The 26280-nt window shown below is 74.1% G+C and carries 18 protein-coding genes; 8 read left to right on the plus strand and 10 right to left on the minus strand.

The window, feature by feature from the left end:
- Window positions 1-13: 13 nt before the first annotated feature.
- Window positions 14-2641: a glycoside hydrolase family 38 N-terminal domain-containing protein gene (locus tag DP939_RS17465; RefSeq protein ID WP_158578601.1), complete on the plus strand. Its 2628-nt coding sequence runs from the start codon at window positions 14-16 to the stop codon at window positions 2639-2641.
- A gap of 81 nt (window positions 2642-2722) precedes the next feature.
- Here DP939_RS17465 and DP939_RS17470 read toward each other — a convergent pair whose 3' ends face one another.
- Entirely contained in the window at window positions 2723-3562 is an 840-nt protein-coding gene (locus DP939_RS17470) for a UbiA family prenyltransferase (RefSeq protein ID WP_113981759.1), read from the minus strand.
- Between the two features lie 141 nt (window positions 3563-3703).
- Between DP939_RS17470 and DP939_RS17475 the strand changes: the two genes are divergently transcribed.
- The 3 genes from DP939_RS17475 to DP939_RS17485 are packed head-to-tail and all read left to right on the plus strand — an operon-like array spanning window position 3704 to window position 6330.
- Window positions 3704-4768 carry a type III polyketide synthase gene (locus DP939_RS17475; RefSeq protein WP_113981760.1) on the plus strand — a complete coding sequence of 355 codons (1065 nt, stop codon included), beginning with the start codon at window positions 3704-3706 and terminating at the stop codon, window positions 4766-4768.
- 21 nt (window positions 4769-4789) lie between these two features.
- Window positions 4790-5320 carry an isoprenylcysteine carboxyl methyltransferase family protein gene (locus DP939_RS17480; protein ID WP_113981761.1) on the plus strand — a complete coding sequence of 177 codons (531 nt, stop codon included), beginning with the start codon at window positions 4790-4792 and terminating at the stop codon, window positions 5318-5320.
- On the plus strand, window positions 5317-6330 hold the full coding sequence (locus DP939_RS17485; protein WP_113981762.1) for an NAD(P)/FAD-dependent oxidoreductase: 1014 nt from the start codon (window positions 5317-5319) through the stop codon (window positions 6328-6330). The genes DP939_RS17480 and DP939_RS17485 overlap by 4 nt, the downstream gene beginning before the upstream one ends.
- Before the next feature lie 142 nt (window positions 6331-6472).
- Here DP939_RS17485 and DP939_RS17490 read toward each other — a convergent pair whose 3' ends face one another.
- The 5 genes from DP939_RS17490 to DP939_RS17510 form a co-directional block, all read right to left on the minus strand.
- Entirely contained in the window at window positions 6473-9853 is a 3381-nt protein-coding gene (locus DP939_RS17490; RefSeq protein WP_113981763.1) for a SpoIIE family protein phosphatase, read from the minus strand.
- A 412-nt stretch (window positions 9854-10265) separates the two neighbouring features.
- A complete protein-coding gene (locus DP939_RS17495; RefSeq protein ID WP_113981764.1) occupies window positions 10266-10664 on the minus strand; it encodes a DUF3224 domain-containing protein in 399 nt (132 codons plus the stop codon).
- A 123-nt stretch (window positions 10665-10787) separates the two neighbouring features.
- Entirely contained in the window at window positions 10788-11306 is a 519-nt protein-coding gene (locus DP939_RS17500; protein WP_113981765.1) for a hypothetical protein, read from the minus strand.
- Between the two features lie 129 nt (window positions 11307-11435).
- Window positions 11436-13325, minus strand: coding sequence for a hypothetical protein (locus DP939_RS17505; protein WP_147268032.1), 1890 nt, complete (start codon window positions 13323-13325; stop codon window positions 11436-11438).
- Between the two features lie 112 nt (window positions 13326-13437).
- Window positions 13438-15282 (minus strand): AMP-dependent synthetase/ligase, encoded by a 1845-nt coding sequence (locus tag DP939_RS17510; RefSeq protein WP_113981767.1) that lies wholly within the window; start codon window positions 15280-15282, stop codon window positions 13438-13440.
- Window positions 15283-15452: 170 nt separating this feature from the next.
- Here DP939_RS17510 and DP939_RS17515 point away from each other — a divergent pair, with 170 nt between their 5' ends.
- Window positions 15453-16961 carry a peptide MFS transporter gene (locus DP939_RS17515; RefSeq protein ID WP_113981768.1) on the plus strand — a complete coding sequence of 503 codons (1509 nt, stop codon included), beginning with the start codon at window positions 15453-15455 and terminating at the stop codon, window positions 16959-16961.
- Here DP939_RS17515 and yczR read toward each other — a convergent pair.
- The gene (gene yczR / locus DP939_RS17520; protein ID WP_113981769.1) at window positions 16945-18384 is read right to left on the minus strand and encodes a MocR-like transcription factor YczR; all 1440 of its coding nucleotides are present in this window, start codon (window positions 18382-18384) and stop codon (window positions 16945-16947) included. The genes DP939_RS17515 and yczR overlap by 17 nt on opposite strands.
- Window positions 18385-18469: 85 nt before the next feature.
- Between yczR and yczE the strand changes: the two genes are divergently transcribed.
- Both yczE and DP939_RS17530 read left to right on the plus strand, forming a co-directional pair.
- The gene (gene yczE, locus DP939_RS17525) at window positions 18470-19150 is read left to right on the plus strand and encodes a membrane protein YczE (RefSeq protein ID WP_225878308.1); all 681 of its coding nucleotides are present in this window, start codon (window positions 18470-18472) and stop codon (window positions 19148-19150) included.
- Window positions 19126-20892, plus strand: a complete 1767-nt coding sequence (locus tag DP939_RS17530) for a glycoside hydrolase family 15 protein (protein WP_113981770.1) — start codon at window positions 19126-19128, stop codon at window positions 20890-20892. Before yczE ends, DP939_RS17530 begins: the two co-directional genes overlap by 25 nt.
- Here the strand turns inward: DP939_RS17530 and DP939_RS17535 are convergent.
- Window positions 20889-21800, minus strand: a complete 912-nt coding sequence (locus tag DP939_RS17535; RefSeq protein ID WP_113981887.1) for a hypothetical protein — start codon at window positions 21798-21800, stop codon at window positions 20889-20891. The genes DP939_RS17530 and DP939_RS17535 overlap by 4 nt on opposite strands.
- A 34-nt stretch (window positions 21801-21834) precedes the next feature.
- On the minus strand, window positions 21835-22800 hold the full coding sequence (locus DP939_RS17540; protein ID WP_113981771.1) for a S66 peptidase family protein: 966 nt from the start codon (window positions 22798-22800) through the stop codon (window positions 21835-21837).
- Between the two features lie 183 nt (window positions 22801-22983).
- On the opposite strand from DP939_RS17540, the gene DP939_RS17545 reads away from it, so the two are divergent.
- Window positions 22984-23868, plus strand: coding sequence for a sulfotransferase family protein (locus DP939_RS17545; RefSeq protein ID WP_113981772.1), 885 nt, complete (start codon window positions 22984-22986; stop codon window positions 23866-23868).
- On the opposite strand, the gene DP939_RS17550 is transcribed toward DP939_RS17545, so the two are convergent.
- A complete protein-coding gene (locus DP939_RS17550) occupies window positions 23865-25760 on the minus strand; it encodes an ABC transporter ATP-binding protein (RefSeq protein WP_113981773.1) in 1896 nt (631 codons plus the stop codon). The two genes, DP939_RS17545 and DP939_RS17550, sit on opposite strands and share 4 nt — an antisense overlap.
- Between the last annotated feature and the right edge of the window lie 520 nt (window positions 25761-26280).

The raw sequence follows: 26280 nt of genomic DNA on the forward strand, positions 1-26280 counted from the left end.
GGGAACCGAGACCATGCCGAAGATCGACACGATCTATGTCGCCAACCACACCCACCACGACATCGGGTTCAACGACCACCAGGAGGTGTGCTTCCGGCAGCACGGCGAGTTCGTCACCCGCGCCCTCGACCTGATCGAGGCCACCGCCGACCGGCCGGAGCCGGAGCGGTACCGGTGGACCTGCGAGCTGACCGGGCCGCTGCTGCGCCACCTGCGCGGCGCGGGCCGGGCCGACGCCGAGCGCTTCCGCCACTGGCAGCGCCTCGGGGCCATCGACGTGGGCGCGATGAACTACAACCTGACGCCGCTGCTCGGCCCGGAGCAGATGCACCGCAGCCTGTACCCGGTGCGGGTGCTGCGCGAGGAGTACGGGATCAGCGTCGAGACCGCGATGCAGTGCGACGTCAACGGCGTGAGCTGGCTGTTCGCCGACCTGCTGCCGGCGATCGGGGTCGATTTCCTGACCATGGCGCTCAACCAGTCGCGCGGGCGCGCGCCCCGGCCGTTCCCCGGCGGGTTCTGGTGGCAGGGGCCCGCGGGCGGCCGGATCCTGACCTGGAACGGGTTTCACTACCTGTTCGGCCGCAGCCAGGCCAAGCTCGGCGACCGGCGGTTCGTGGACGGGTCGCTGCCGGCCTACCTGGAACGGCTGGAAGCCGCCGACGACTACCCCTTCGACTTCCTGTACGCCCAGTCCACCCATCCGATGCGGGTGGACAACGGCCCGCCCGACCTGCGGATGGCCGACTTCGTGCGGCGCTGGAACGAGGAGGGCCGTACGCCGCGCATCGAGTTCACCACCCCGCGCGCGTTCCGCGAGGTGCTCAAGGAGCGCTGGGCGGACGGCCTGCCGACCTGGCGGGGCGACTGGACCGACTGGTGGGCCGACGGGGTCGCCTCCAGCGCGTACGAGACCGGGGTCAACCGGGGCAGCCAGGAGCTGATCGGCGCGGCCGAGACGCTGGGCGCGTGGCTGCGCGCCGAAGGCCGCGGCGAGTGGGACGAGGCGCTGCTGGAACGGATCTACGAGTCGCTGACGCTGTTCGACGAGCACACCTGGGGCGCGTTCTCCAGCATCGACGCCCCGTCCTCGCTGTTCACCAGGGCGCAGTGGAACCGCAAGGCGGGTTTCGCCTACGAGGGCGCGATGCTCACCCACGACCTGCTGGCCCGTACGGCGCGCGACTTCGCCGCCACCCGCGCCGAACCCGGCCCCGAGGGCATGTTCAACCTGGGCGACCTCGACCCCGCCGAGGCGTACCCGCGCCTCGCCGGAAGCGAACTGCTGATCGTGAACACGCTGCCGTTCGACCGCGAGGCGATCGTCGAGGTGCCCGAGCACCGCGGCGGCGGCGCTCCCGCGGGCATGCTGGAGGGCTTCTTCCCGCGCGGCGTGCCGTGGGGCGGCCCGCCGCCGAGCGCCCTGGCGCGGGTCCGCGCCCGCGTCCCCGGCCTGGGCTACGCGTTCGTGGACCCGGAGGCCGGGATCGACCAGGACGACCTGCGGGCCGAGGGCACGGTCATCGAGAACGCCCACTATCGGGTGGAGATCGACCCGGCCACCGGGACCGTCGCCTCCTGGGTGGACAAGGCGCTCGGGCACGATTTCGCCGGGGAGCACGAGGGCAGGCGGATCGGCGAGTACGTCCATGAGACCGTCGCGGACGAGCGCGGCCGGGACGCCCTGTACCTCCAGGACTTCGCGAGCTGGGACTTCGGCTACTGGCAGGCGGACCCGCCCCTGCGGCGGGCCGGGGCGCGGGAGGTGACCGTCCATCCGGCCGAGGCCGAGCACGGGCGTGCCGTCGTGGAGGTGGACGTCTCCGCGCCCGGCGTGCGTTCGGCCCGGTGCGTGTTCGCCCTTGAGTCGCGCGTCAAGGCGCTGCACGTGGACTGGCTGCTGGACAAGGAGCCGCACACCGATCCCGAGTCCGTCTACATCGCCTTCCCCATCGGCCTGGACCCGGACGGGTTCGGGTTCCTGCTCGACCTCAACGGCGTGCCGTGCGCGCCCAATGACGACCAGTTGCCCGGCGTGTCCTTCGACTGGTACCCGATCCGCCGCTGGGCCGACGTCAGCGACGACCGGCACGGCGTGACCGTGGTGCCGCTGGACGCGCCCCTGGTCCAGCTCGGCGGGATCACCACCGGCAAGATCGCCGAACGGCTCGAACCGGAGAGTCCGACGATCATGTCGTGGGCGCTGAACAACCACTGGATGGTCAACTTCCGGGCCGCGCAGGAGGGGGAGGTACCGCTGCGGTTCCGGCTCACCACCCACGCGGGGCCGGGCGACCCGGTGGCGGCCGGGCGGTTCGCCGCCGAGGCGTCGACGCCGCCGATCGTGCTGCGCGACCAGCGGCGGTTCGGCGCGGCCTCGGGCCGCTTCGCGGAGGTTCCGGAGGGGCTGGGCGTGGAGACCTCGATCAAGCCCGCCGGCGACGGCGACGGCGTGATCGTGCGGCTGCGCGGCACCGGGCCGGATCCGGTCACCGTGCCGCTGCGGCTCGCCGTACCGGCCGGGTCGGTCCTGGAGGTCTCGCCGCTTGAGGAGAACGGCGCGGCGCTGCCGCTGGACGGCGACACCGTCACAGTGGACTTGGGCCGCCACCAGACCCGCACCCTGCGGATCCGCCCCTGACGATGCGCACGGGGGCCATCGTCGGCGGGTGATGCCGCCGCCGCCGCGACGGCCGCCCACGCCCGCGCGCAGGGGTCGCCGTCAGCGGGTGATGTCACCGCCCGTGGCCAGGAGCAGCGCGACGTCCACCGCCGCCACCGCGACGGCCGCCCAGAACGGGGCGCGAGGGCGGCGGCGGGCGGCGGTGAGACCGGCCGCGGTGGCGGCCACCGCGATGGGCAGGGCCGCCCAACCGGCCGGGCCGGGGCCGCCGGGCGGGGCGAGGGCGAGCAGCGCGGTGGCGGCCAGCAGCGGCATGGGAAGGAGCACCCGGGTCCGGGCGCGGCCGAGCCGCTGCGGCCCGCCGCGCACGCCCGCGGCCAGGTCGCCGTCGATGTCGGGCAGCACGTTGGCCAGGTGCGCGCCCACGCCGAGCAGCGCGGCGGCGAGCACCGCCCACCAGGCGGGCCAGGGCGCGCCGGGCAGGCCGAGCGCGACGAACGCGGGCAGCGCGGCGAACCCGGCCGCGTACGGCAGGAAGGACAGCGCGGTCGCCTTGAGCCCGAGGTTGTAGGCCCACCCCGCGCCGACGCCGAGCAGGTGCGCCACGCCCGCCGCCGCTCCGGAGGCCAGCGACAGCGGCACGCAGCAGAGCAGCGCGGCCACCGCGGCCGCCCGCACGACGCCGTCATCGACCGACCCACGGGCCGCGGGCTTGTCCGTACGCCCCGCCGCCGCGTCCCTCCCGGCGTCCACGGCGTCGTTGCCCCAGCCGATGGAGAGCTGCCCGGCCAGCACCGCCGCGCCGGCCAGGGCGCAGCCCGCCGGATCGCGCCCGGCGATCGCGGCCAGCGCCGTCACCAGCCCGGTCACCACGACGGTCGGCCCCGGATGGCAGGCTCCCGCGAGCCCCGTGACACGCCGGACCGCGATGGTCGTCATCTGGCCGATCGTAGAGCGCGCGGGCGCTTCCCCGCCGGGTACGCGAAGCGCCGGGCGCGCCGGGGCGCGGAGCCCCCTGACCGCCCGGACGGCGACGTACGCTGAAAATCGTTGACCTTGAAGCGGGGGGAATTACCACAGATGCCGCGAATCACCGCCGTTCGGGGAGCCCTCCCGCCCAACCGCTACCCGCAGGACGAGATCACCGACGCCTTCGCCGACCTGTGCCTGCCGGAGGGCGGCGACCGTCGGCTGCTGCGCCGATTGCACGCGAGCGCCAGGGTGGAGCACCGCAACCTCGCCCTGCCGCTTGCGCACTACGCCAAGCTGGACGGCTTCGGCGCGGCCAACTCGGTCTTCATCGACACCGCGGTGGACCTCGGGGCCGAAGCGGTCGGCGCGGCGCTCGCCGCGGCCGGGCTCACCCCGCGCGACGTGGACCTGATCATGTTCACCTCGGTGACCGGCATCGCCGCCCCCTCCGTGGACGCCCGCCTGGCCGCCCGGCTCGGCATGCGCCCCGACCTCAAGCGCATCCCGGTGTTCGGCCTGGGCTGCGTGGCCGGCGCGGCGGGCCTGGCCCGGCTGCACGACTACCTGCTCGGCCGCCCCGGCGACGTGGCCGTGCTGCTCTCGGTGGAGCTGTGCTCGCTCACCGTGCAGCGCGAGGACGCCTCGGTGGCCAACCTCGTCGCCGGGGCGCTGTTCGGCGACGGGGCCGCCGCCGTGGTGGTCAGCGGCGACCGGGCGGCGGGCGGGCGCGAAGAGGGCCCGCAGATCGTCGCCACCCGTGGCCGGCTCTACCCCGATTCGGAGCGGGTGATGGGCTGGGACGTGCGCGACACCGGCTTTCGGGTGGTGCTGGACGCGAGCGTCCCCGGCGTCGTGCGCGCCCACCTCGCCGAGGACGTGCACGGCTTCCTGGCCGACCACGGCCTGACCACCGCCGACATCACCGCGTGGGTGTGCCATCCCGGCGGCCCCAAGGTGCTGGAGGCCGTCGCGGAGACCCTGCGCCTGCCGCCAGGCGCGCTCGATGTCACCTGGCGTTCGCTCGCCGCCATCGGCAACCTCTCCTCGGCGTCCGTGCTGCACGTGCTGCACGACACACTGCGGCTGCGCCCGCCGCCCCCGCCCGGGACCCCCGGGCTGCTCATCGCGATGGGCCCGGGATTCTGCGCCGAGTTGGTCCTGCTCCGCTGGTGATCCAGGGCATAGGGTCGTGCCATGCCGATCGGGTACCTCGTCCTGATCCTGCTCGTCGGGGCCGAACGCCTCGCCGAGCTGGTGGTCGCCCGCCGTAACCTGCGCTGGAGCCTGGCTCGCGGCGCCGTGGTCAGCGGGCGGGGCCACTATCCGTGGATGGTGGCCCTGCACACCGGGCTGCTGGTGGCCTGTCCGCTGGAGGTGGCGCTGGCCGGCCGGCCGTTCGCGCCCGCGCTGGGCTGGCCGATGCTCGCCCTGGTCATCGCCGCGCAGGGGCTGCGCTGGTGGTGCGTGGCCACGCTCGGGCGGCGCTGGAACACCCAGGTGGTGGTGATCCCGGGGCTGCCGCTGGTCACCGGCGGGCCGTACCGGTACCTGCGCCACCCCAACTACGTCGCGGTGGCCGTGGAGGGGGCGGCCCTGCCGCTGGTCCACGGCGCGTGGGTCACCGCGGTGGCCTTCACCGCGCTCAACGCGGTCCTGATGATCGTGCGGATCCGCGGCGAGGAGGCCGCGCTCACCACCGCCGCCTCGGCGCCCGCCGCGCCGTGATCGACCTGCTGGTGGCCGGTGGCGGCCCGGCGGGCCTGGCGACCGCCGTGCACGCGGCGCTGGCCGGGATGGAGGCCGTGGTCGTCGAGCCGAGGGACGCGCCGGTGGACAAGGCGTGCGGCGAGGGGCTGATGCCGACGGGCCTGGCCGCGCTGCGCGCGATGGGCGTCCACCCGCAGGGCAGGCCGCTGCGCGGCATCCGCTACCTTTCGCCCGCCCACCGGGCGCAGGCCGACTTCGACGTGGGGCCCGGCCTGGGCGTCCGGCGCACCGCGCTGCACGCCGTGCTGCACCGGCGGGCCGAAGAACTCGGGGTGCGGATCGTCCGCGGCCGGATCGACCGGGTGAGCCAGGACCACGCGGGCGTCCGGGCCGCCGGGATGCGCGGCCGGTGGCTCGTCGCCGCCGACGGCCTGGGCTCGCCGCTGCGCGCCGCGCTCGGCCTGGACGTCCCCGACACCCGGCCCCGCAGGTACGGGCTGCGCCGTCACTACCGCGTCGCGCCGTGGACCGACTTCGTCGAGGTGCACTGGGCGCCGGGCGGCGAGGCGTACGTGACCCCGGTCGGTGACGGCCTGGTCGGCGTGGCCGTGCTCAGCTCGCAGCGCCTCTCCTTCGACGCGCACCTGGCCCGCTTCCCCGCGCTGCGCGCCCGCCTGTCCGGACCGCCGGACGGCAAGGTACGCGGGGCCGGTCCGTTGCGCAGGCGGGCCCGCGCCCGGGTGGCCGGGCGGGTGCTGCTGGTCGGAGACGCCGCCGGGTACACCGACGCGCTCACCGGCGAGGGCGTCTCGCTCGCCGTGCTGTCGGCGCGGGCGATGGTCGGCTGCCTGCTGGCCGGACGGCCGCAGGCGTACGAGGCGGCGTGGCGGCGGCTGTCGCGGCGGCACCGGCTGCTCACCGAGGGCCTGCTGTGGGCCACCCGCGTGCCCGGCGGCGCCAGGGCGATCGTCCCGGCGGCCCAGCGGCTGCCCGCCGTCTTCCGCACCGCGGTCAACCTGCTCGCCTGAGGCGGGTCGCGGGTGTTGGTCCCGCCGCGGGGACCTCGCCCACGAACCAGCGGAGCAGCGCCTTGGCGTCGGCCGCGCGCGAGGTCCGGCAGGTCGTGCCCGCCGTGCGACGACCGGCCGCGGGGGGCGATTCCCATGCTGATCAGGCCGGTTCCTTGCCCGGTAAGCGGCGGCGCATCCGCACCGTGGTGCCATCGCCGGTCTGGTCGATGCTCACCGAGTCCATCACCGCGCGCATCAGCGCGATGCCCCTGCCCCGGTCGGACGGGTGCGGGTCGCGCCACCCGCCGCCGTCGCGCACCTTGATCGTCACCAGGCCGGCGGTGATCCGCCCGCTGACCGAGATCGCCCCGTCGCCGAACCTGTGGCCGTGCTCGGCCGCGTTGGCCACCGCCTCGCTGCACGCCAGCAGGAACTCGTACTCCTCCAGCCGGGACAGGTGCGCCACCCGCAGCCAGCGCGACAGGCGGTGACGCAGGTCGCCCAGGTCGCCGCGGGCGGCGGGGACCGAAAGCTCCAGGTCCAGCGGCCTGCCGCTGGTGCGGATCAGCAGCACCGCCGTGTCGTCGCTGCCCGGCGGCCCGACCAGCGAGATCAGCCGCTCCCCCAGCCCCTCCAGCGAGGAGGGGGCGGTGGCCAGCCTGGCGGTCAGGCGGCGCATTCCGAGGTCGATCGGCTCGCCACGGCGCTCGACCAGCCCGTCGGTGTACATGACGAGGACCGAGCCGGGCGGCAGCGTCTCGGTGAAGGAGCCGTAGTCGTCAGGGCCGCCGACGCCGAGCGGCGGGGCGACGGCGCTGCGCAGGGTCCGGATCCGCCCGTCCGGGCAGCGCACCAGCGGCGGCGGGTGGCCCGCGTTGGCGTACTCGAACCGGCCGCTGGACAGGTGCAGGACGCCGCAGCAGACGGTGGTCATCAGCTCGGGGCCGAGGCGTTCGGCCATCCGGGCGGTCTTGGCCAGCGCCGTGGCCGGATCGTGGCCCTCCAGGAGGTAGGCGGACAGGGTGCTGCGGATCTGCCCCATGATGGCGGCGGCGGTCACCCCGTTGCCGGACACGTCGCCGATCACCACCGCGACCCGGTCGTCCTCCAGCGGGACCAGGTCGTACCAGTCGCCGCCGACGGTCACCTCGGCGCTGGCCGTGAGGTACTTGGCCCAGGTGGTGAGCCCCGGGACGTTGGGCAGCCGGTCGGGCAGCAGGCTGCGCTGGAGGGTGGCGGCCATCCGGTGCTCGGTGTCGAAGCGGCCGGCCCGCTGCAGTGCGTACGCGCCGAGGCCGGCGATGGCGGTCAGCTCCTCCTGCTCCTCGGCGGTGAACTCGCGCGGCTCGGCCAGGCGCACGGCGAGGCCGCCGACCACCTGGGTGCCCACCGCGAGCGGCAGCGAGGCGAGCCCCGCCACGCCGTCCGCCGTCCAGCGCGGCGTGCGGTCGCGCATCGCGCGGGCCAGCGGGTGGTCGGCGTCGCGGGCGGGCTCGGCGGCCCACGCCTCGTCACCGGCCGCCGCCACGGCCACCGTGGTCAGCGAACGGCCCGCGGTGGGCATGACCACCACCGCGTCGGCGTCCAGCACGGCCTTGGCGTGCCCGGCGACCACACCCGCGACCTGCTCCACGGTGAGCGCCCGGGACAGGCTCGCGGTCAGCTCCTGCAGCCGGGCGCCGCGCGCCGCGGCGGACTCGACCGTGCGGCGGGCCAGCCGCTCGACGTGGAGCAGCCGCGCGTAGTCGAGGTGCAGCGCCAGCCGCCGGGCCAGCTCGGCGGCGACCACGCGGTCCTCGCCGTCGTAGGGCGCGCGGCCGTCGCCGCCGACCAGGGTGAGCGCGCCGAGGACGCGGCCGTGAACGGTGATCGGGCTGACGATCGTGTTCGGGGTGTCCGGGCAGGCGCCGGGCGCCCCGGGCGCGGGGGACGGCTGCGCGCCCGCCTCCAGCCAGCGCTCCAGCGTCTCGGCGGGCACCCGTACCTCCGGCTCGCCCGTGCCCGCCCTGGCGTGCATGAGCCGCCAGGTGCGGGAGTCGGGGCCGCTCACCTCGACGCTGCACTGGTCGGCGAACCGGGTGGTCAGGGTCGTGCCCGTCCTGGTCAGCCGCTCGCTCAGCGCGTCGGTGGCGTCGAGCGCCGTGGTGATCTCGGCGAGGACGCCCAGCCGCTCCTGGTGGCGCTTGCGGCGGGTGATGTCCACGCAGGCCCCCACGAACCCGGCGAACTCGCCGTCGCGATCGACCCGCGGCACGCCCCGGACCGCGAGCCAGCCGTAGGAGCCGTCGGCGCGGCGCAGCCGGTATTCGAGGTCGAACGGCGCCCGCCGGGCGAACTCGTCGTAGGTCGTGCCGGAGATCAGCGGCAGGTCGCCGGGATGCACGCCGTCCATCCAGCCGTGGCCGACCTCCTGCTCGGCGGTGCGCCCGGTGTACTCGCACCACGCGCGGTTGACGAACTCGCAGCGCCTGGCGGCGTCGGCGGCCCACACGAGCGCGGGCGCGGCGTCGGCGAGCGCCCGGAACCCCTCCTCCCCCGGCGACAGGCGGATCTCGCGGGTGCGGCGGAGCCGCCCCATGATCAGGTGCGCGCCGACCCTGACCACCAGCTCCTTGCCGGAGAACGGTTTGATCAGGTGATCGTCGGCCCCGGTGCGCAGGCCGCCGGAGACCTCCTCGCCCGCGCGGGCCGAGAGCAGCACCACGGGCAGCGACTCGGTCAGGGGGTCGGCGCGGATCTCGGCGACCAGATCGACGCCGTCGGCCTGGGGCGCGTCGGAGTCGGCCAGCACGATGCCGAACGCCTCCGCCCTGATGAGGTCGATCGCCTCCGCGCCGGACGTCACCGCCCGGGTCGTCCAGTGCTCGCCGAGGACCCGCTCCAGGTAGTCGCGCATCTCGGGGTCGTCGACGACCAGCAGGACCCGCTCGTCGCGCACCACGGCCGGCGGGTCGGCCGGGGCAGCCCGCGGGCGCGGCGCAAGCGCGCCCGCCGCGGTGTACGCCGGGGCGCCGGTGGTGTCGTGGCCGGTGGTGTCGTGGAAGGTGCAGAGCACGCCGCCGACCTCGCCGTCGCGGCCGGGCAGCGGCGCGCAGCAGATCGTGTAGACCCGCTCGCCGCCGAGCCCCCGATCGGCGGGGAACGGCACACCGGGGACCTGGCCGCCGATCCGGCCCGCCTCGCCGTCGCGCATCACCCGCTCGGCGAGCGGGCCCAGCGCCGCCCACACCGGCGACCAGCACTCGGCGGCGGGCCGCAGCAGCGCGCCGGCCGCCCGCGCCGCGCCGAGCAGCGGCAGGCAGGCGTCGTTGTGGATCTGGCGGAGATCGCGGCCCCACAGGACCGCCATCGGCACGGCCGCGCCCAGGCTGATGGAGAGCCCCGTCCGCAGCCCCTCGGGCCAGTCGCCGGGCCCGCCCAGTGGCGTCGCCGCCCAGTCGATCGCGCGCAACGCCCGGGTGGTCTCGCCGTGTCCGGCGAACAGCGCGATGTGGGGCACGCTCTCCGCCGGGGCACGGCCGAAGACAGATCTTGCTGGCATCCCACGAGCCTTGTCTCGCGTAGGGATCGAAAAGCCGAATTACGACGAGAAGACATTAGCATCGGCCACTCCGACTACGCCCGGGCGTTAGAAAATTAATCCCGTGGATTTCCCCCTGCCTACTATTCCGCAATAATCCACGATCGACCTCTTTGCAGGATTTATCGCCCGAATACCGACAACCCCGTCCACCAGGGAGTTCTCTAGAGAGCGCGGCCCCCGCGCCCGTGTACACCGCTCTCACGCCCGCGCCGGGTGTCGGAAGATCCCCCGGCGCGTAACCCCCTGGATGCCCGGACATGGTTGGATGGAAGGTTTCGCTCGGGACGGTCCCGGCGATGACGGGCATGTCTCCCGGACATCGATCCGGTCAATTCACACATTCCCCGGCAAGCTCTTCTTTATGGGTGGGTCAGCCCAGTTCGTATTCGAGGGCATAGGAATGTGTGCCGTCCGGGGCGATGTCGATCCGTCCTTCGCCGCGAATGCCGGTCAGTTCACCGGTGCCGGTGCCGGTCACGATCCGCCAGGCCAGTTCGCCCTCGCCGCCCGGTCCCGCCGTGGCGGTGTGCTGGAGGACGAACGAGCCCCGGCGGCCGGACGCCGTGCCCGTGAAGCGCTCGATGCCGGAGTAGGCCAGCGGGGCGTCGTCGGCGGACACCACCGTGATGATGTCGGTCGTGCTGGTGCCCTCCAGGCCCCCTTGGAAGGTCTTGCCGACGCGGACGCGGGCGAGCTTGGCGCCCTCGCGCTGGTCGTACGGGTCCTCGTCCCATGTGTCGACGTTGAATACGCCGCTCGCGTTCACCATGGGAGGGATGCTGCCCGCCGTACCTGTCAGATTCCGTCAGGTAGGGGCCTCGGGCGGGTCAAAAAGCGGGACGCCCGGCTCCGGGGAGCCGGGCGTCCCGCCGATGACGGTCGACCGCGCCTGTCAGCGGCTGGAGCCGCCCGGCCGGATGGGGTCGCCGTCATAGCGGTGACCGCCGTAGACCTTGACGTAGTCGCTGGCCTCGGAGGGCGCGAGGTGCCGCGCCCCGTCGAAGACCGCGCGCCACGTGCCGGACCAGCGGGCCCGGACGCTGGTCGAGAACGAGCCGTCGCCGCGCGTCCTGACCGACTCCACGTGGTGCCACCTGTAGGAGCCCTTCGGCTGGAAGAGGATGTCGATCTCCTTCCAGCCCAGCCGGTGCCACCTCTCCTGGTCGTCGCAGGAGTCGGAGTGGATCACGTACGTGAGGCCGTCGACATAGTCGTCGCTGCACTGGACCTTGAGCTTGCCACGGAGGTACAGGGTGCGTCCCTTGTGGATGGGCTCGGGACCGGCGTCGAACGACAATTGCGTCTGCCCGACGTCGACCGGGCTGTCGGCCGCGGCGGGGGCGGCCGTGGCGAGCCCGAAGGCTCCCAGGGCCGCCGCCGCGACGGTCGCCGCTACGGTACGTCGCAACATGCTGACTTCCTCTCCCGATAGGAAAAGGCATGCCTCAAGGTGCATACCCGTAACCAAGGACGGGTAGAGCATCCACGATGTTGTACCGATCATGGTCACGATTCGATCACGGCGAATCGATCCATTCGCCTATCTCTGCGGCGAGTTCTTCAGATCAGCGATCTTCCCTGCGTAACGCCCGCTTCCGGTGTACCTGACCCGCCACTGCCCGGTCCCCGTCGAGGACGAGGGGGCGGCGACGGTACGCGCGAAACGGCCCCGGCGGTCGGTCGTCACGGTGGCGAGGCGGGTCCACTGCACGCCGTCCGGACGCCTGAACTCGATCATCACCTGCTGCTCCGGGAAGGGCGCGTAGTCGAGCAGACCCTTGGGGTCGACCCGGGTGAGCACCCCGCGCACCCGGACCTTGCCCGCCCGGCCGCCGCCCGCGGGCACCGCCTCGGCGGAGGTCAGCCGGGTCTCCCTGCGCAGCCAGAACGACGTGCGCGCGGTGACCTCCTCACCGCCCGCGCCGTGCGCCGTCGCGGTGACCGTCCAGCGGCCCGCCGGGTACCTGCGGTCCAGCGCCTTGGCGGGCAGGAACCGCCAGGTACGCCAGTCGGAGGCGAGCCGGGCGGTGGCGTAGGCGGCGTGGTGGATCGCCGCCCCGGGCATCGCGGGCGCCAGCGTCCCTCCGTGGCCGATGTCCTGCTGCGGCACGGTGGGGTGGGTGTGGCCCCGGTGCGGCACCACGGGGTACCGGTCACCTGTGGGCGGCACCGCGGGATGGATCGGGTGCAGCGGCCTTTCCTGGGGCAGCGCGGGGCGTACGGGCCCGGCGGGGTTCAGCGCCCGCTCGGCGGGCTCCCGCTCCTTCCCGGACCGATCCGCACGCCACTGCTCATCGGCCTGCTCCCGTTCCGCCCTGTCCACGCGGCCCGGCATCCCCACCGGCCCCCTGCCCGGACGGCCCGGCGGAGCGGCCTCATCGCTGCGCGGGCGATCCGGACGGCCCGGCATGCTCACCGGACCCCTGTCCGGACGGCCCGGCATTCCGACCTGGTCCCTGCCGGGACGACTGGGCGGAGCGGCCTCGTCCCTGCCCGGACGATCCGGGCGGCCGGGCATGCTCACCGGGCCCCTGTGCGGGCGGTCGTGGCGGCCGGGCCGGACGGCCCAGTCCGGGAGGTCCCGGTGGGCGGGCCTGCCGGACTGCGTCTTCTGGCGTTTCTTGGCCGCCCTGCCGGGTTCTCTGGTGTCCCGCGGCGGCGTCGGGTTCGCCATGCCGGTGGCCAGGCGCGCCGATCCCACGGACCGGCCGATCAGGCCCGGCCTGCCGAACTCCTCAGGGCGCATGGGGGGCCTGAACTCGACCCGTTCGGGAGAGGTGGACTGCCCGGGAGTCGCGGGCCGGATCACGGGCTCGTGCCCGGAGTGCACGGGCTGCTGGGAGTCGCCTGACGTGCCCGCCGGGTCCTCCGGCCCGGGGTCCTGCGGCGCGGAGTCGTCCGGAGCCGCGGGAGGCACGGCGGGCGGCCGGGGACCTGCCTGGCCGGGGTCCTGCGGGCGGGGACGCGGCCCCATCGGCCGCGGGGGCGGACGGTCGGGACGCGGGTCGGGCCGGGGCTCGCTTCTCGGATCGGGCCGGGGTTCGGATCTGGGGTCGGGGCGCGGATCGGGGCGCGGATCGGGGCGTGGGTCAGGGGCCGTGCCCGGGTCGGCGGGGTCCGGGGCCGTTGAGCCGGGGTCGGTGAGGTCAGGGTCCGGGGAGCCGGAGCCGGGCCGATCGGGAGGCGGGGCCGGCGGCTCCGGGCGTCCCGGTTCGACCTTGATGGTGACGCCGTCGCGCCCGACGGCGCCACGCGCCACCACGTCGATCACCATGCGCACGGACCCTTTCGCCCCGACGACCGGATGCGCGGGCCGTACCGTGATCGAGCCGATCTCCAGCTCCTCAGCCGCGGCGGGTGTCGCCTGCACGAGCATGGGCGCGACGAGCGCGCCCGCCGCGAATGAGGTGAGAAGAAGTCTCTGAGTCATGATCAAGACGGTATGAACCGCCAGGTAATGCCAGAGCCCCCGACACACACCCGGCACGGCAAAGCCCCCGATCGGCCCCGCACCGGGCGCGCTACGGCAAGGCCGAATTCCCCTAATGCCCCGGATACATGGAGTCGATGACATCCGCGTACTTCGCGTGGATCACCCGCCGTTTCAGCTTCAGGCTCGGCGTCAACTCCCCGGTCTCCACGGTCCACTCGGCCGGGATCAGCCGCCAGCGCTTGACCCGCTGGACCCGGGCCAGCCGGGCGTTCGCGGCGCCGACCGCCGCCGCCACCTCCGCCAGGACCTCCGGGTGGGCGGCGAGCCCGGGCAAGGAGTCCGCCGCGATGCCCCGCGCGCGGGCCCACGCCGGGGCGGACTCGGCGTCCAGGGTGAGCACGGCGACCGGGTGCGGGCGTCCGTCGCCGCAGGCGAGGGCCTGGCCGATCAGCGGATGCTCCTTCAGCAGGCTCTCGATGGTGGCCGGGGAGATGTTCTCCCCGCCGGAGGTGATGATCAGTTCCTTCTTGCGGTCGACGACCCGCACGAACCCGTCGGCGTCCATGCTCCCCAGGTCGCCGGTGCGCAGCCAGCCGTCCGGGTCCAGCAGCGCGGCCGTGGCCGCGAGGTCGCCGAGGTAGCCGGACGTGTTGAGCGGGCTGCGGGTCAGGATCTCACCGTCGCCCGCGATGCGGACCTCCACGCCCGGCCCGGGCCTGCCGACCGTGTCCAGCCGGTGGCGGGAGGGGGTGTTGGCGGTGATCGCGCCCGCGGTCTCGGTCATGCCGTACAGGCCGAGCACGTTGAGGCCGAGCCCGGCGAAGAAGCGCTGGACGTCCGGCGGCATCGGCGCGGCGGCGGTGGCGGCCCAGTGGACGCGGCCGAGGCCGAGCATGGCGCGTACGTCCGCGAGGACCGCGCGGTCCGCCTCCCGGTAGGCCGCCTCGGTCTCGGCGGAGGAGGTCCGGCCGTACTGGGCGCCCTCGACGTGGGCCAGGCCCGCGGCCATCGCCGCGCGCAGGCGTTCGCGCCGGGCGGACGGTTCGGCGGCGAACACCGCGCGCAGCCGCGCCGCCAGCTTCTCCCAGATCCTCGGCACGCCCAGGAACATCATCGGCTCGACCCGCGCGAGGGTCGCCCCCAGGTCGGCCAGGTCCGGGCAGAAGTGGACGTGGGCGGCCTTCGACAGCGGAAGGTACAGGCTCAGCACGCGTTCGGCGGCGTGGGCGTAGGTGAGGTAGGAGATCTGGGACGCCAGGTCCGGTAGTTCGGTCATGCGCTCGACGACGGCGACCTGGTAGGCCAGGTTGGCGTGCGTGAGCGGCACGCCCTTGGGATCGCCCGTGGTGCCCGAGGTGTACAGGACGGTCGCCACGCTCTGCGGCGTCACCGCGCGCCGGCGGGACTCCATGACGGCGGGGCGGGCGGCGCGGAACGCCCGGCCGCGCCTGAGCAGTTCCTCCCAGGAGAGGAACGGGCCGGACGCGGGCGTGCCGCCGAGCATCACGATCCGGCGCAGCGCGGGCAGCCGGCCGAGCACCGGCTCCCAGCGCGCGAGGTCGGCCGGGCCGCCGAGGACGGCCGCCTTCGCGCCGACGTGCGCGGCCACGTAGCCGACCTGCTCGGGCGCGAACGTGGCGTACACCGAGCACGGGGTGGCGCCCGCGTGGACCGCGCCGAGGTCGGCCAGGACGTGCTCGCTGCGATTGGCCATCATCAACGCCACCGCGTCGCCCGGCTCGACCCCGATCGCCGCGAACCCGGCGGCGATGTCCAGGACCCGCTCCCTGGCCTGGGCGTAGGTGATCGTGGACCAGCCGTCCGCGACCGGGTCGGAGTAGGCGGGGGCGTCCGGGTGGGCGCGGGCGACCCAGGCGAGCCGTTCGCAGAGCGTACGACCGGCGACCTCCGCCTCGATCTCGGCCCGCTCCTCGCGCACCCGGGCACCGGCCATGGCGCACCTCCGCAGCGCTCGCCCGCCAGTCGCCTGCATCGGACCACACCCGCCGCCCGCGGACAAGTCTCCGCACCGGCCGGGAAGTAAGGCGTGACCAGCGGCGATACGGGCATTCATCCACCACTCGTCCACGACGGCCGGCCTCGGCCACGATCAGGGGGCAGGGCATGACAGCGGATGCTCTGGGGGAGGCACGCCCGCGCGGCGAGCGGGTCCTGGGGCATCCGCGCGGCCTGGCCACGCTGTTCGGCACCGAGATGTGGGAGCGGTTCAGCTACTACGGCCTGCGCAGCATCCTGGCGCTGTTCCTGGTCGCCCCGGTGACCGCGCGGGGCCTGGGGCTGACCGAGCCGACCGCGATCGCGGTGGTCGGCATCTACGGCGCGCTGGTCTACCTGCTCGCGCTGCCCGGAGGGTGGCTCGCCGACCGGGTGCTCGGGGCCCGCCGCGCGGTCCTGATCGGCGGCCTGATCATCATGTCGGGGCACATCGGCATGGCCGTGCCGCTTGAGGGCCCGGCGCTGGTGTGGGCCGGGCTGGCGCTGATCGTGACCGGGACCGGGCTGCTCAAGCCCAACATCTCCTGCATGGTGGGCAGGCTCTACCCGCCCGACGAGAACGCCCGCAGGGACGCCGGGTTCTCGATCTTCTACTTCGGCATCAACGTCGGCGCGTTCGCCGCGCCCTTCGTGGTCGGCGACTGGCTGGCCGACGGGAACCGCTGGCACCTGGGCTTCGGCGCGGCGGCGGTGGGCATGGCGCTGGGCCTGGTCTGGTACGTGCGCGGGCAGCGCCACCTGGGCGACGCGGGCGTGCGGCCGGAACACCGGCTGACCTGCGCCGAGCGGGCGGCGTTCGCCCGGCTGGCGGGCGGCGCGGCGGCCCTGGCGGCGGGCGGGGCGGTGCTGTGGGCGGTCTCGGGCACGTTCACGCTGGACCGGCTCACGGTGGTGCTGACCGCCGGGATCGTCGCCGTCCCGGTGGCCTGCTTCGCGTACATCCTGTTCGGCGACCATGGCCTCACCGCCGGGGAGCGGGCCCGGATGCGCGCCTACGTCTGGCTGTTCGCCGCCGCCGCGATCTTCTGGATGATCTACGACCTGTCGCCGAGCGTGCTCAACCTGTTCGCCCAGCACCACACCACCCTCTCGATCTTCGGGGTGGGCATCCAGGCGGCCACGACGCAGGCGTTCAACCCGCTGTTCATTCTGATCTTCTCGCCGGTGTTCGCGCTGGCGTGGGTATGGCTGGGCGACCGGGTCACCGCCTCGCAGAAGTTCGGGTTCGCGCTGCTGATGGTCGGGCTGAGCTTCGCGCTGATGGCGGTGGCCGCGGGCCTGGCGCAGACGGCCAGGGTGACGGTGTGGTGGCTGGTGGCGGTCTATCTGGTGCAGGTGTTCGGGGAGCTGGCGCTGAGCCCGGTGGGGCTGTCGGTGACCTCCCACCTGGCCCCGCGCGCCTTCCAGAGCCAGATGCTGGGCGTGTGGTTCCTGTCCACGGCCGTGGGGGACGCGGTCGGCGGGCAGACCGGGCGGCTGCTGGCCCACATGTCGCAGCAGGCGTACTTCCTCACCCTCGCGGCGGTCGCGCTGTGCGCGGGGGCGGCGCTGTTCATGTTCACCCGCGGCCTGCGCGGGCTGATGTGGGACCGCGCCGCGCTCACAGCGCGGGAGTGAGCGAGTCCGCGGCCCGGCCCCGTGCCCGGCCCGGTTCGCCCGCCCTGGCCGCCGCGAGGCGCGCCACGGCCTCGCCGACCACCTGGGGCGGCTGGGTGTACGGCAGGCGCAGGTAGGACTCCAGCGTGCCCTCCACGCCGAACCACGGCCCCGGCGCCAGCCGTACGCCATGAGACGCGGCGGCGGCCGCCAGCGATGTGGCCACAGGGCCCTCAAGGCGCACCCAGAGCACTCCGCCGCCCTCCGGTATCCGAAAGTGCCAGCCGGGCATCCGGGCCCGCAGAGCGGCCACCAGCGCCTCGCGGGAGGCCAGCAGCCCGCGCCTGCGCTCGGCGCGGGCCTCCTCGATGCGCTCGAACAGCCGTGCCACGACGAGCTGCTGGAACGGCGCCCCGGCGATGTCGATCGCGGCGCGCAGCCGGGCCATCCGGCGCACCCGCTCGGCCGTGGTGCGCACCCACCCGACGCGCAGGCCGCCCCACCACAGCTTGGAGGCCGAACCGATGGTGATCACCCGGTTGTCGGTGTCGAAGGCCGCCATCGGCGCGGCGGGCGGGGTGTCGTCGAGCCCGAGCTCGGCCCAGGACTCGTCGATCAGCAGCGTGGTGCCCGCCCGGCGGGCGGCCCCGGTCACGGCCGCGCGGGTGGCGTCGTCCATCAGCCTGCCGGTCGGGTTGTGGTAGTCGGGGACCAGATAGGCCACCCGCGCTCCGGACTGCCGCATCGCCTCGGCCAGCGCGTCGGGGTGCCAGCCGTCCTCGGCCACGCCGACCGGGACGATCCGGGCGGCGTGGTACCGGGCGGCGTCGAGGGCGTGCGGGTAGGTCGGCGACTCCACCACCACGGGGTCGCCCGGCCGCACGAGCAGGCTCATGGCCAGGTGGATGCCGCTCTGCGCGCCCGCGGTGAGCAGGATCTGGTCCGGCCGGGTGGCGAGGCCGCGCAGCGTGTAGCGGGCGGCGACGGCCTCGCGCAGCGCCGCCAGGCCCAGCGGGTCGTAGCCGATGCCCAGGGTGTGGCAGGGCAGGTCCTGCGCGGCCAGTGTCATGGCCTCCGACAGCAGGCCGGTCGCGGGCGGCGCGGCGCAGTGCATGGCCAGCAGCCCGTCATCGCCCGAGGCGAGCCAGGGGTCGTCGGGGCCGAGGGTGGCGGGGTCGGGCAGCGCGGTCCAGCTCCCCGCGCCCTGCCTGCTGGCGAGGTAGCCGAGTTCGCGCAGCTTGTCGTAGGCGGCGGTGATCGTGGTGCGGCTCACGCCGAGCGCCGTGGCCAGGTCGCGTTCCGCGGGCATCCGCACGCGCACGGCCAGCCGCCCGTCCAGGATCGCGGTGCGCACCGCTCCGGCGAGCGCGCGGTAGTAGGGACCTTCCGGACGGTCCAGGGCGATCAGCCTGGCCAGCGTCCGGCCGCTCAGATGTCGTTCCATGGTGCACCCCCTTTGGCAGGATAAGGCCACTTTCCGTAATTGGCCCTTTATCTGGTTTCGGGTGACCGCGCAGGATGGGCCTACCATGAGCGAAATCCCCGCCACCACCGGTTCCCTTCCGTCCCGGCTGCTGCGGCTTTACGCCGGTCTCCTGCTGTACGGCACGGGGATCGCCCTGCAGGTCGAGTCCGGGCTCGGCAACGACCCCTGGGACGCCTTCCACCAGGGCCTCGCCGTACGCACCGGCTGGTCGCTCGGCACCTGGATCATCCTGGTCGGCGCGGCCGTCATGGTCTTCTGGATCCCGCTGCGCCAGCGGCCCGGCGTCGGCACGATCAGCAACGTGGTGCTCGTCGGCCTGTTCGCCGACGGGGTGATGTGGCTGTTGCCGACCCCCGGGCACCTGGCGGTGCGCTGGGCGTTCCTGGTGACCGCGATCGTCGCGGTGGCCGCGGCCACCGCGCTCTACATCGGGGCCGGGCTCGGCCCCGGCCCGCGCGACGGCCTGATGACCGGCCTGCACCGCCTGGGGCTGTCCATCCGCCTGGCGCGCACGCTGATCGAGATCACGGTCCTGGCGGTGGGCTGGCTGCTCGGCGGCGTCGTGGGGATCGGCACGGTGGTCTTCGCGCTCACAATCGGCCCGCTCACCCAGTTCTTCATGCGGTTCCTCGCCCGGCGCCTGGCTCCGGCACCCGCGCCGCAGGCGCGGGAGGAGGCCGGTCGCGCTAGCGTCGAGCCATGCGCATCGAGGACTACGCCCTGATCGGTGACATGCAATCGGCCGCGCTCGTCGGTCGGGACGGTTCCATCGACTGGCTCTGCCTGCCCCGCTTCGACTCCCCCGCCTGCTTCGCGGCGCTGCTCGGCGGCGAGCGCAACGGCCACTGGTGGCTCGGCCCCGAGGGCCGGCCGATGGCCACCCGGCGCCGGTACCGCGGCGAGACGCTGGTGCTGGAGAGCGAGTGGGAGACCGAGGGCGGCACGGTGCGCGTCATCGACTTCATGCCGCCCCGGCACGCCAACCCCGACGTGGTGCGCATCGTGGAGGGCGTCTCGGGCACCGTGCGGATGGCCACCGAGCTGCGGATCAGGTTCGACTACGGCCGCATCGTGCCGTGGGTGCGCAGGACCGAAGGGCACCTGCAGGCCGTCGGCGGCCCCGACTCGGTGTGGCTGCACTCCCCCGTGCCGCTCACCGGGGGCGACTACGCCCACAAGGCCACGTTCGACGTCACGGCCGGGCAGCGGGTGGCGTTCGTCTTCACCTGGCACCCCTCGCACGAGCCGATGCCGGTCGAACTGGACGCGGAGGTACAACTCGCCGAGACCGAGCAGATGTGGTCGGAATGGGTCTCGCGCTGCACCTACCAAGGGCCGTGGCGCGAGGCGGTGGTCCGGTCGCTGATCACGCTCAAGGCCCTGACGTACTCCCCCACCGGCGGCATCGTGGCCGCCCCCACCACCTCGCTGCCGGAGAACATCGGCGGGATCCGCAACTGGGACTACCGCTTCTGCTGGCTGCGCGACGCCACGATGACCCTGGAGGCCCTGATCGGCGCGGGCTACCTCAACGAGGCCCGCGACTGGCGGGCCTGGCTGCTGCGGGCGATCGCCGGCCGCGCCCAGGACCTGCAGATCATGTACGGCGTGGCGGGCGAGCGGCGGCTGCCCGAGATGGAGGTCGGCTGGCTGCCGGGGTATGAGGAGTCCCGGCCGGTCAGGATCGGCAACGCCGCGGTGGAGCAACTCCAGCTCGACGTCTACGGCGAGGTGCTCAACGCCCTGCACATGTCCCGGACCTCCGGGCTGGCCCCCGACGACCGGGCCTGGGCCATCCAGCGCGAGCTGCTGGACTACCTGGAGACCCACTGGGACGCGCCGGACGAGGGCCTTTGGGAGGTCCGCGGCCCGCGCCGGCACTTCGTGCACTCCAAGGTGATGTGCTGGGTCGCCTTCGACCGGGCGATCTCGCACGTGGAGCGGTTCGGCCGCAGCGGCCCGGTGGAGCGCTGGAGGGCGCTGCGCGACCGCATCCACGCCGAGGTCTGCGACAAGGGCTTCGACCCCGAGCGCGGCACCTTCACCCAGTCCTACGGGTCCAGGGAGCTGGACGCCGCGCTGCTGATGATCCCGATGGTCGGGTTCCTGCCGCCGGACGATCCGCGGGTGCACGGCACGATCGCCGCCATCGAGCGGGAGCTGAGCGCCGACGGCTTCGTGCTGCGCTACCCGACCGCCGAGGACAACGCGGTGGACGGGCTGCCCGGCGACGAGGGCGCGTTCCTGGCGTGCAGCTTCTGGCTGGCCGAGGCGATGGCCATGACCGGCAGGCGCAAGGACGCCGAGCGGCTGTTCGAGCGGCTGCTCGCGCTGCGCAACGACGTGGGGCTGCTCGCCGAGGAGTTCGATCCGAGGCTGGGGCGCATGGTGGGCAACTTCCCGCAGGCGTTCAGCCACGTGCCGCTGATCCACACCGCCCGGGCGCTGAACGGCGACGCCCGCTAACGGGGCGGGCGGGCCGCGATCGCGGCCAGCAGTCTGGCGAACTCCGGCGGCGGCGCGACCACCAGGCGGGTCTGGCCGTCGTGGGCCACCACGTCGGCCCTGATCAGCGTGAGGCGACCGGCGCGCCACCAGTAGACCTGCGGGCTGAGGCCGTCGGTGTGCCGGTCGGCCTCCCGCTGGGCGTGCAGCCGCAGCCGTTCGATCGCGCGTACCACGCCGATGCCCTCCACCGGGTGGATCAGCAGCGTGCCCGCCCTGGGCAGCGCCACCAGGACGCCGTCCTCGGGGACCGGCAGGTAGTCGTCCAGGTGGCGCAGGTGGGCCGCGGCGCTCGCGGTGGGGCCGGTGAGCCGCCACACGGCGACGCCGTCGAGGTCGGCGCGGGCCACCGACAGGCGCTCGTCGTCCCTGGCGTTGCGCAGCGCCAGGTCCAGGGCCTGCCCTGCGGGTATCGGCCAGCACCCGGCCTCCTCGGGGCGCACCGGGCGCACCGCTCCCGCGTATCCGAGGGTCAGCACCTCGATCAGGTCGGGGCTGAGGTGCCGGGCGACCACCCGTTCGCCCTCCAGGTCGTCGGCGAGGCTCACGCGCGTCCGCAGCAGGGGCCTGACCTGGTCGAGGTCGCAGGCGTCCAGTGGCTCACCGGCGACGGCGACCGTGTGGGCGAGGTGTTCGGAGACCAGCATCGGCCAGTCCTCCCTGGTACGGCGGGCGGCCTCGCGACGCAGCCCGGTCAGCCTGACCACCAGGTCCTTGGGCCCGCTCAGCGTCATCACCGCGCCGTCGGCGGAGAACTCGCACCGGAACCCGAGGGAGTCGGCCACGAGCGCGAGCAGGGAGTCCAGATCCACCTCCTCGACCGGTCTCGCCTGCGCCTCCCGATCCCGGCGTCGCCGGAAGAACCTCACACCCATGTCCCTTCTGCTCGCGACCGGCCTCGACCTACATTGCCTGGTCCGAGCAGCGGAACAGACTGGTCAGCGAGCACGATTGGGTATCAATAACACCAAGTCCCCCAAGCCACACACAGTGCTGTGGGCTGCCGTGCCCGACCTGAAGCCCGGCCAGCACGGGGACGCCGAAGGGCGTCAGCCGTTCGGCGAGGACCGGCAGCGCGTCGCCGCAGCCCACCCACGTACCGAGCGCGAAGCCGGCGACGCCGTCGAAGGCCCCGGCGGCGATGAGCTGGGTGAGCATCCGGTCGATCTTGTAGGGGGCCTCGTTGACGTCCTCCAGCAGCACGATGCGCCCGGCGAAGCGGGGGGCGTCGGCGGTGCCGCACAGCGCGGCCAGCAGGCACAGGTTGCCCCCGGCCAGCGGCGCCACGGCCCGGCCGGGCACCAGCGCGTGCGTGCCCTGGATGGGCGCGGGCGTGCCGAACAGCGCGGTGGCGAGGTGATCGAGGGAGGTCGGCTCGGGCCCCTCCGCGCCGCCGAACGTGCGCGGCATGAGCATCGGGCCGAAGCATCCGGCCACCCCGAGGCGTACGGCCAGCGCCTGGTGCAGCGCGGTGATGTCGCTGGACCCGTGCAGCGTCTTGGGCCCCGCCGCGGCCATCGCCTCCCAGTCCAGCAGGCCGAGCAGCCGGGTCGCGCCGTACCCGCCGCGCGCGCAGACCACGCCCGCGATCGACGGGTCGCACCAGGCGGACTGCAGGTCGGCGGCCCGGGCGGCGTCGGAGGCGGCCAGGTACCGCTGGTGCTCTCGCGGAGCGCCGGTCGCGCCACCGCCGAACACGTGCTCGCCGAACACGACGGTGAGCCCCAGCTTGCGCAGGACGTCGGCGCCGCGCTCGACCTCCGCGCGGTCGGGCGGACCCGAGGGGGCCACGACGGCGACGGTGTCACCGGGCCGCAGCGGCGGCGGGGCGAGCGCGCGGTCACGGTCGCCGCGGGCGCGGTCCGCCATCGTCGTCCTTTCCGCCGGGCCGGATATGGTGGGTGATACCCAGAGAACCTCTCACAACGGGGTGGCCCGCCGCCAACCCGGGGCGTCCCCGGACGATCCACCGGCCGGAACGCGCGCGGGCGGGACGGCATCTGAGCCGCATGGCCCTGGCACACTCCGAACGGTGTCAAACTGTCCACACCTATGCGACCTCCGCTCCATATCCTCGTGGTCAACGGCATCAAGGTCCACCGGCCGGTGTTCGTGCTCGGCGCGCCGCACTCCGGGACCGACCTCCTCGCCCGCGCCCTCAAACGCTCCCCCGGCTTCCACGTCACGATGGGCAAGAGCGCGGTGGCGCACGTCGTGTACGCCTTCGCCCGCAAGCCGTCCATCATCGTGCGCAACGGTGGCGACGGGGCCTCGCGCGTGCTGCGCGACGCGCTGGCGCAGTCCTGGCAGCTCGGGCCCGAGACCTGCGGGGAGTGCGCGGCGGCCTGCCGCGAGGCGGGCGGCATCACCGGTTCGGGGCCGTGCCTGCCCGCCGGGCCGCCGGCCAGGTTCGGCGACGCCAGCCCCGACCTGCTCTACAGCGCCCCGGCGCTGCTGCGGGCCTTCCCCGACGCCCGGTTCGTGCAGCTCATCAGGGACGGCCGGGACACCGCCGCGGACATGATGGCCGACCCGGCGTGCCTGGCGTGGTTCCGGCCGGGGATGCTGAGCGAGGAGACCGAGTTCCCCAACCCGTTCCTCGGCGTCAACAAGGAGGAGCACCGCGACCGCTGGAAGGACATGCCGGCCGCTGGCAAGTGCGCGCTGCGCTGGCGCAGCGCGGTGCGGCTCAGCGCGGAGCTGCGCCGCCTGCTGCCGCCCGAGCAGCTGCTCACCCTGCGCTATGAGGATCTGGCGGCCTCCCCGGTCGCCGCGATGTCCTCGGTCTCGGACTTCCTGCAGGCGCGGGTCTCGGCGGTGCCGCTGTACGGCCCCGCCGCCCGCACCGGGATCTGGCGCGCCCGCCTGTCGGCCACCGACGCCGGGTGGGTGGAGAAGGTGGCCCGCGACGAACTGGGCCGCCTGGGCTACCTCTAGTCGGGCGGCGCGACGGCCTCGGAGCTCTCCTGGAACTGCGTGCGGTACAGCTCGGCGTAGATCCGGCCGCGGGCCAGCAGCTCCTCGTGCCGGCCGCGCTCGGCGATCCGCCCGTCCTGGACCACGAGGATCTGGTCGGCCTCCCGGATCGTGGACAGCCGGTGGGCGATGACCAGCGATGTACGGCCGGCCAGCGCCGTCTTCAGCGCCCGCTGCACGGCCGCCTCCGACTCCGAGTCCAGGTGGGCCGTGGCCTCATCGAGCACGACCACGCGCGGCGCCTTGAGCAGCAGCCGGGCGATGGCCAGGCGCTGCTTCTCCCCGCCGGACAGGCGGTAGCCGCGGTCGCCCACGACCGTCTCCAGGCCCTCGGGCAGCGACTGGACCAGGTCGCCGATCTGGGCCGCGCGCAGCGCCGCCCAGATCTCCTCGTCGGTCGCGCCGGGCCGGGCGTAGCGCAGGTTGGCCGCGATCGTGTCGTGGAAGAGGTGGGCGTCCTGGGTGACCACGCCGATGGTGTCGCGCAGCGAGGCGAGGGTGGCGGCGCGCACGTCGAGCCCGTTGATCAGCACGGCCCCGCCGGTCACGTCGTACAGGCGCGACACCAGCGAGGTGATCGTGGTCTTGCCCGCGCCCGAGTGGCCGACCAGCGCGATCAGCTCGCCGGGGGCGGCGGTGAAGGAGACGCCGTCCAGGACCTCCTGGGAGGGGCCGTTGTCGGGCCGCGCCACCGACTCAAGAGAGGCCAGGGAGACCTCCGAGGCGGCGGGGTAGCGGAAGCGGACGTCCTCGAACTCCACGTTCACCGGCCCCTCGGGAACCGGCTTGGCGTCGGGCCGCTCGGCGACCATCGGCCGCAGGTCCAGCACCTCGAAGACGCGGTCGAAGCTGACCAGGGCGGTCATCACGTCCACGTGCACGTTGGACAGGCTGGTCAGCGGGCCGTACAGGCGCATCAGCAGGGCCGAGAGCGCGATCAGCGTGCCCAGCTCGAAGGCGCCGCCGATGACCAGCGCGCCGCCCGCGCCGTAGACCAGCGCGGTGGCGAGCGCGGCGACCAGGCCGAGGCCGACGCGGAACACCGTGCCGTACATCGCGACGGTGACGCCCACGTCACGGACCCGCTCGGCGCGCTCGGCGAAGGTGCGGGCCTCGTCGTCCGGCCTGCCGTACAGCTTGGCGACCATCGCGCCCGCGACGTTGAACCGCTCGGTCATGACCGAGCTCATCTGGGCGTCCAGCTCCATCTGCTCGCGGGTGAGCCGGGACATCCGCCGCCCCACCCACTTGGCGGGCAGGATGAACATCGGCAGCAGGACCAGCGCCACCAGGGTGATCTGCCAGGACAGCACGAGCATCGTGCCGAGCACCAGCACCAGGCTGATGATGTTGGAGACGACCGAGGACAGCGTCGTCGTCAACGCCCGCTGGGCGCCGATGACGTCGGTGTTGAGGCGGGAGACCAGCGCGCCGGTCTGGGCGCGCATGAAGAACGCGACCGGCATCCGCTGCACGTGGTCGAACACCTCGGTGCGCAGGTCGTAGATCAGGCTCTCGCCGATCCTGGCGGAGAACCACCGCTGGGCCAGCCCGAGCAGGGCGTCCACCAGCGCCAGTCCGGCGATGCCGACGGCCAGCCAGACCACGACGTCGACCCGGCCGGGCCGGATGCCGTCATCGAAGACGGCCTTCATCAGCAGGGGGTTGGCGACCACGACGACCGCGGCGACGACCACCAGGACGAGGAAGGCGACGATCTGCGCGGCGTACGGCCGGGCGTAGCGGAAGATGCGCTTGACCGTGCCGGGGCTGAGCCGCTCCTTGATGACGGACTCGTCGCGGCGCAGCGAGCGCATCATCGACGGCCCCATTCCGGAACCCATCATCGTCATACGTCCCGCCCCTTCCCGGCGCCCACGGGCGGGAGGGGACATTCCAATCCCACCGCGCGGCCGTCCTCTGGGCAGAGCGCGCGAAACCGCGCGGTGATTCCCGCCGGCGACGAGCCGGCCCCCTGATCAGCTCCGGGCGAACAAGCCCCTCCCCGCGGCTCGCCCCGATCGGAACCCGGCGGGCCGTACGACCGGGCCCCTCGCCGGTCGCCGATTCGGATGGGGTCCGATGCCGGTTCGGGGAGCGGGAGTGAGCCCGGTCGTGGGTCGCGGGCCCTCTCAGGGGCCCTGGGCGGCGCTGTGGAATCCGTCCGTGGGTCTGGTGCCCGTCAGGCCGGGCACCAGCCCGAGTGCCGGTTCGGTTCCGAAGAGCCTTGCGTCATCTGTCATGGTTCGCAGGTCGCAGACGGGGGCGGGCCGTGAGTCCGCGCCGATGCGTGACCTCGCGCGGTCACCGGAACCCCTGCGTTCCGCGGCTCGGACCCCCCTCGCCGAGCCTCGCCTCCGCTGATCGCTCGCT

The organism is Spongiactinospora rosea (assembly GCF_003315795.1).
GTDB classification, from domain to species: Bacteria; Actinomycetota; Actinomycetes; order Streptosporangiales; family Streptosporangiaceae; genus Spongiactinospora; species Spongiactinospora rosea.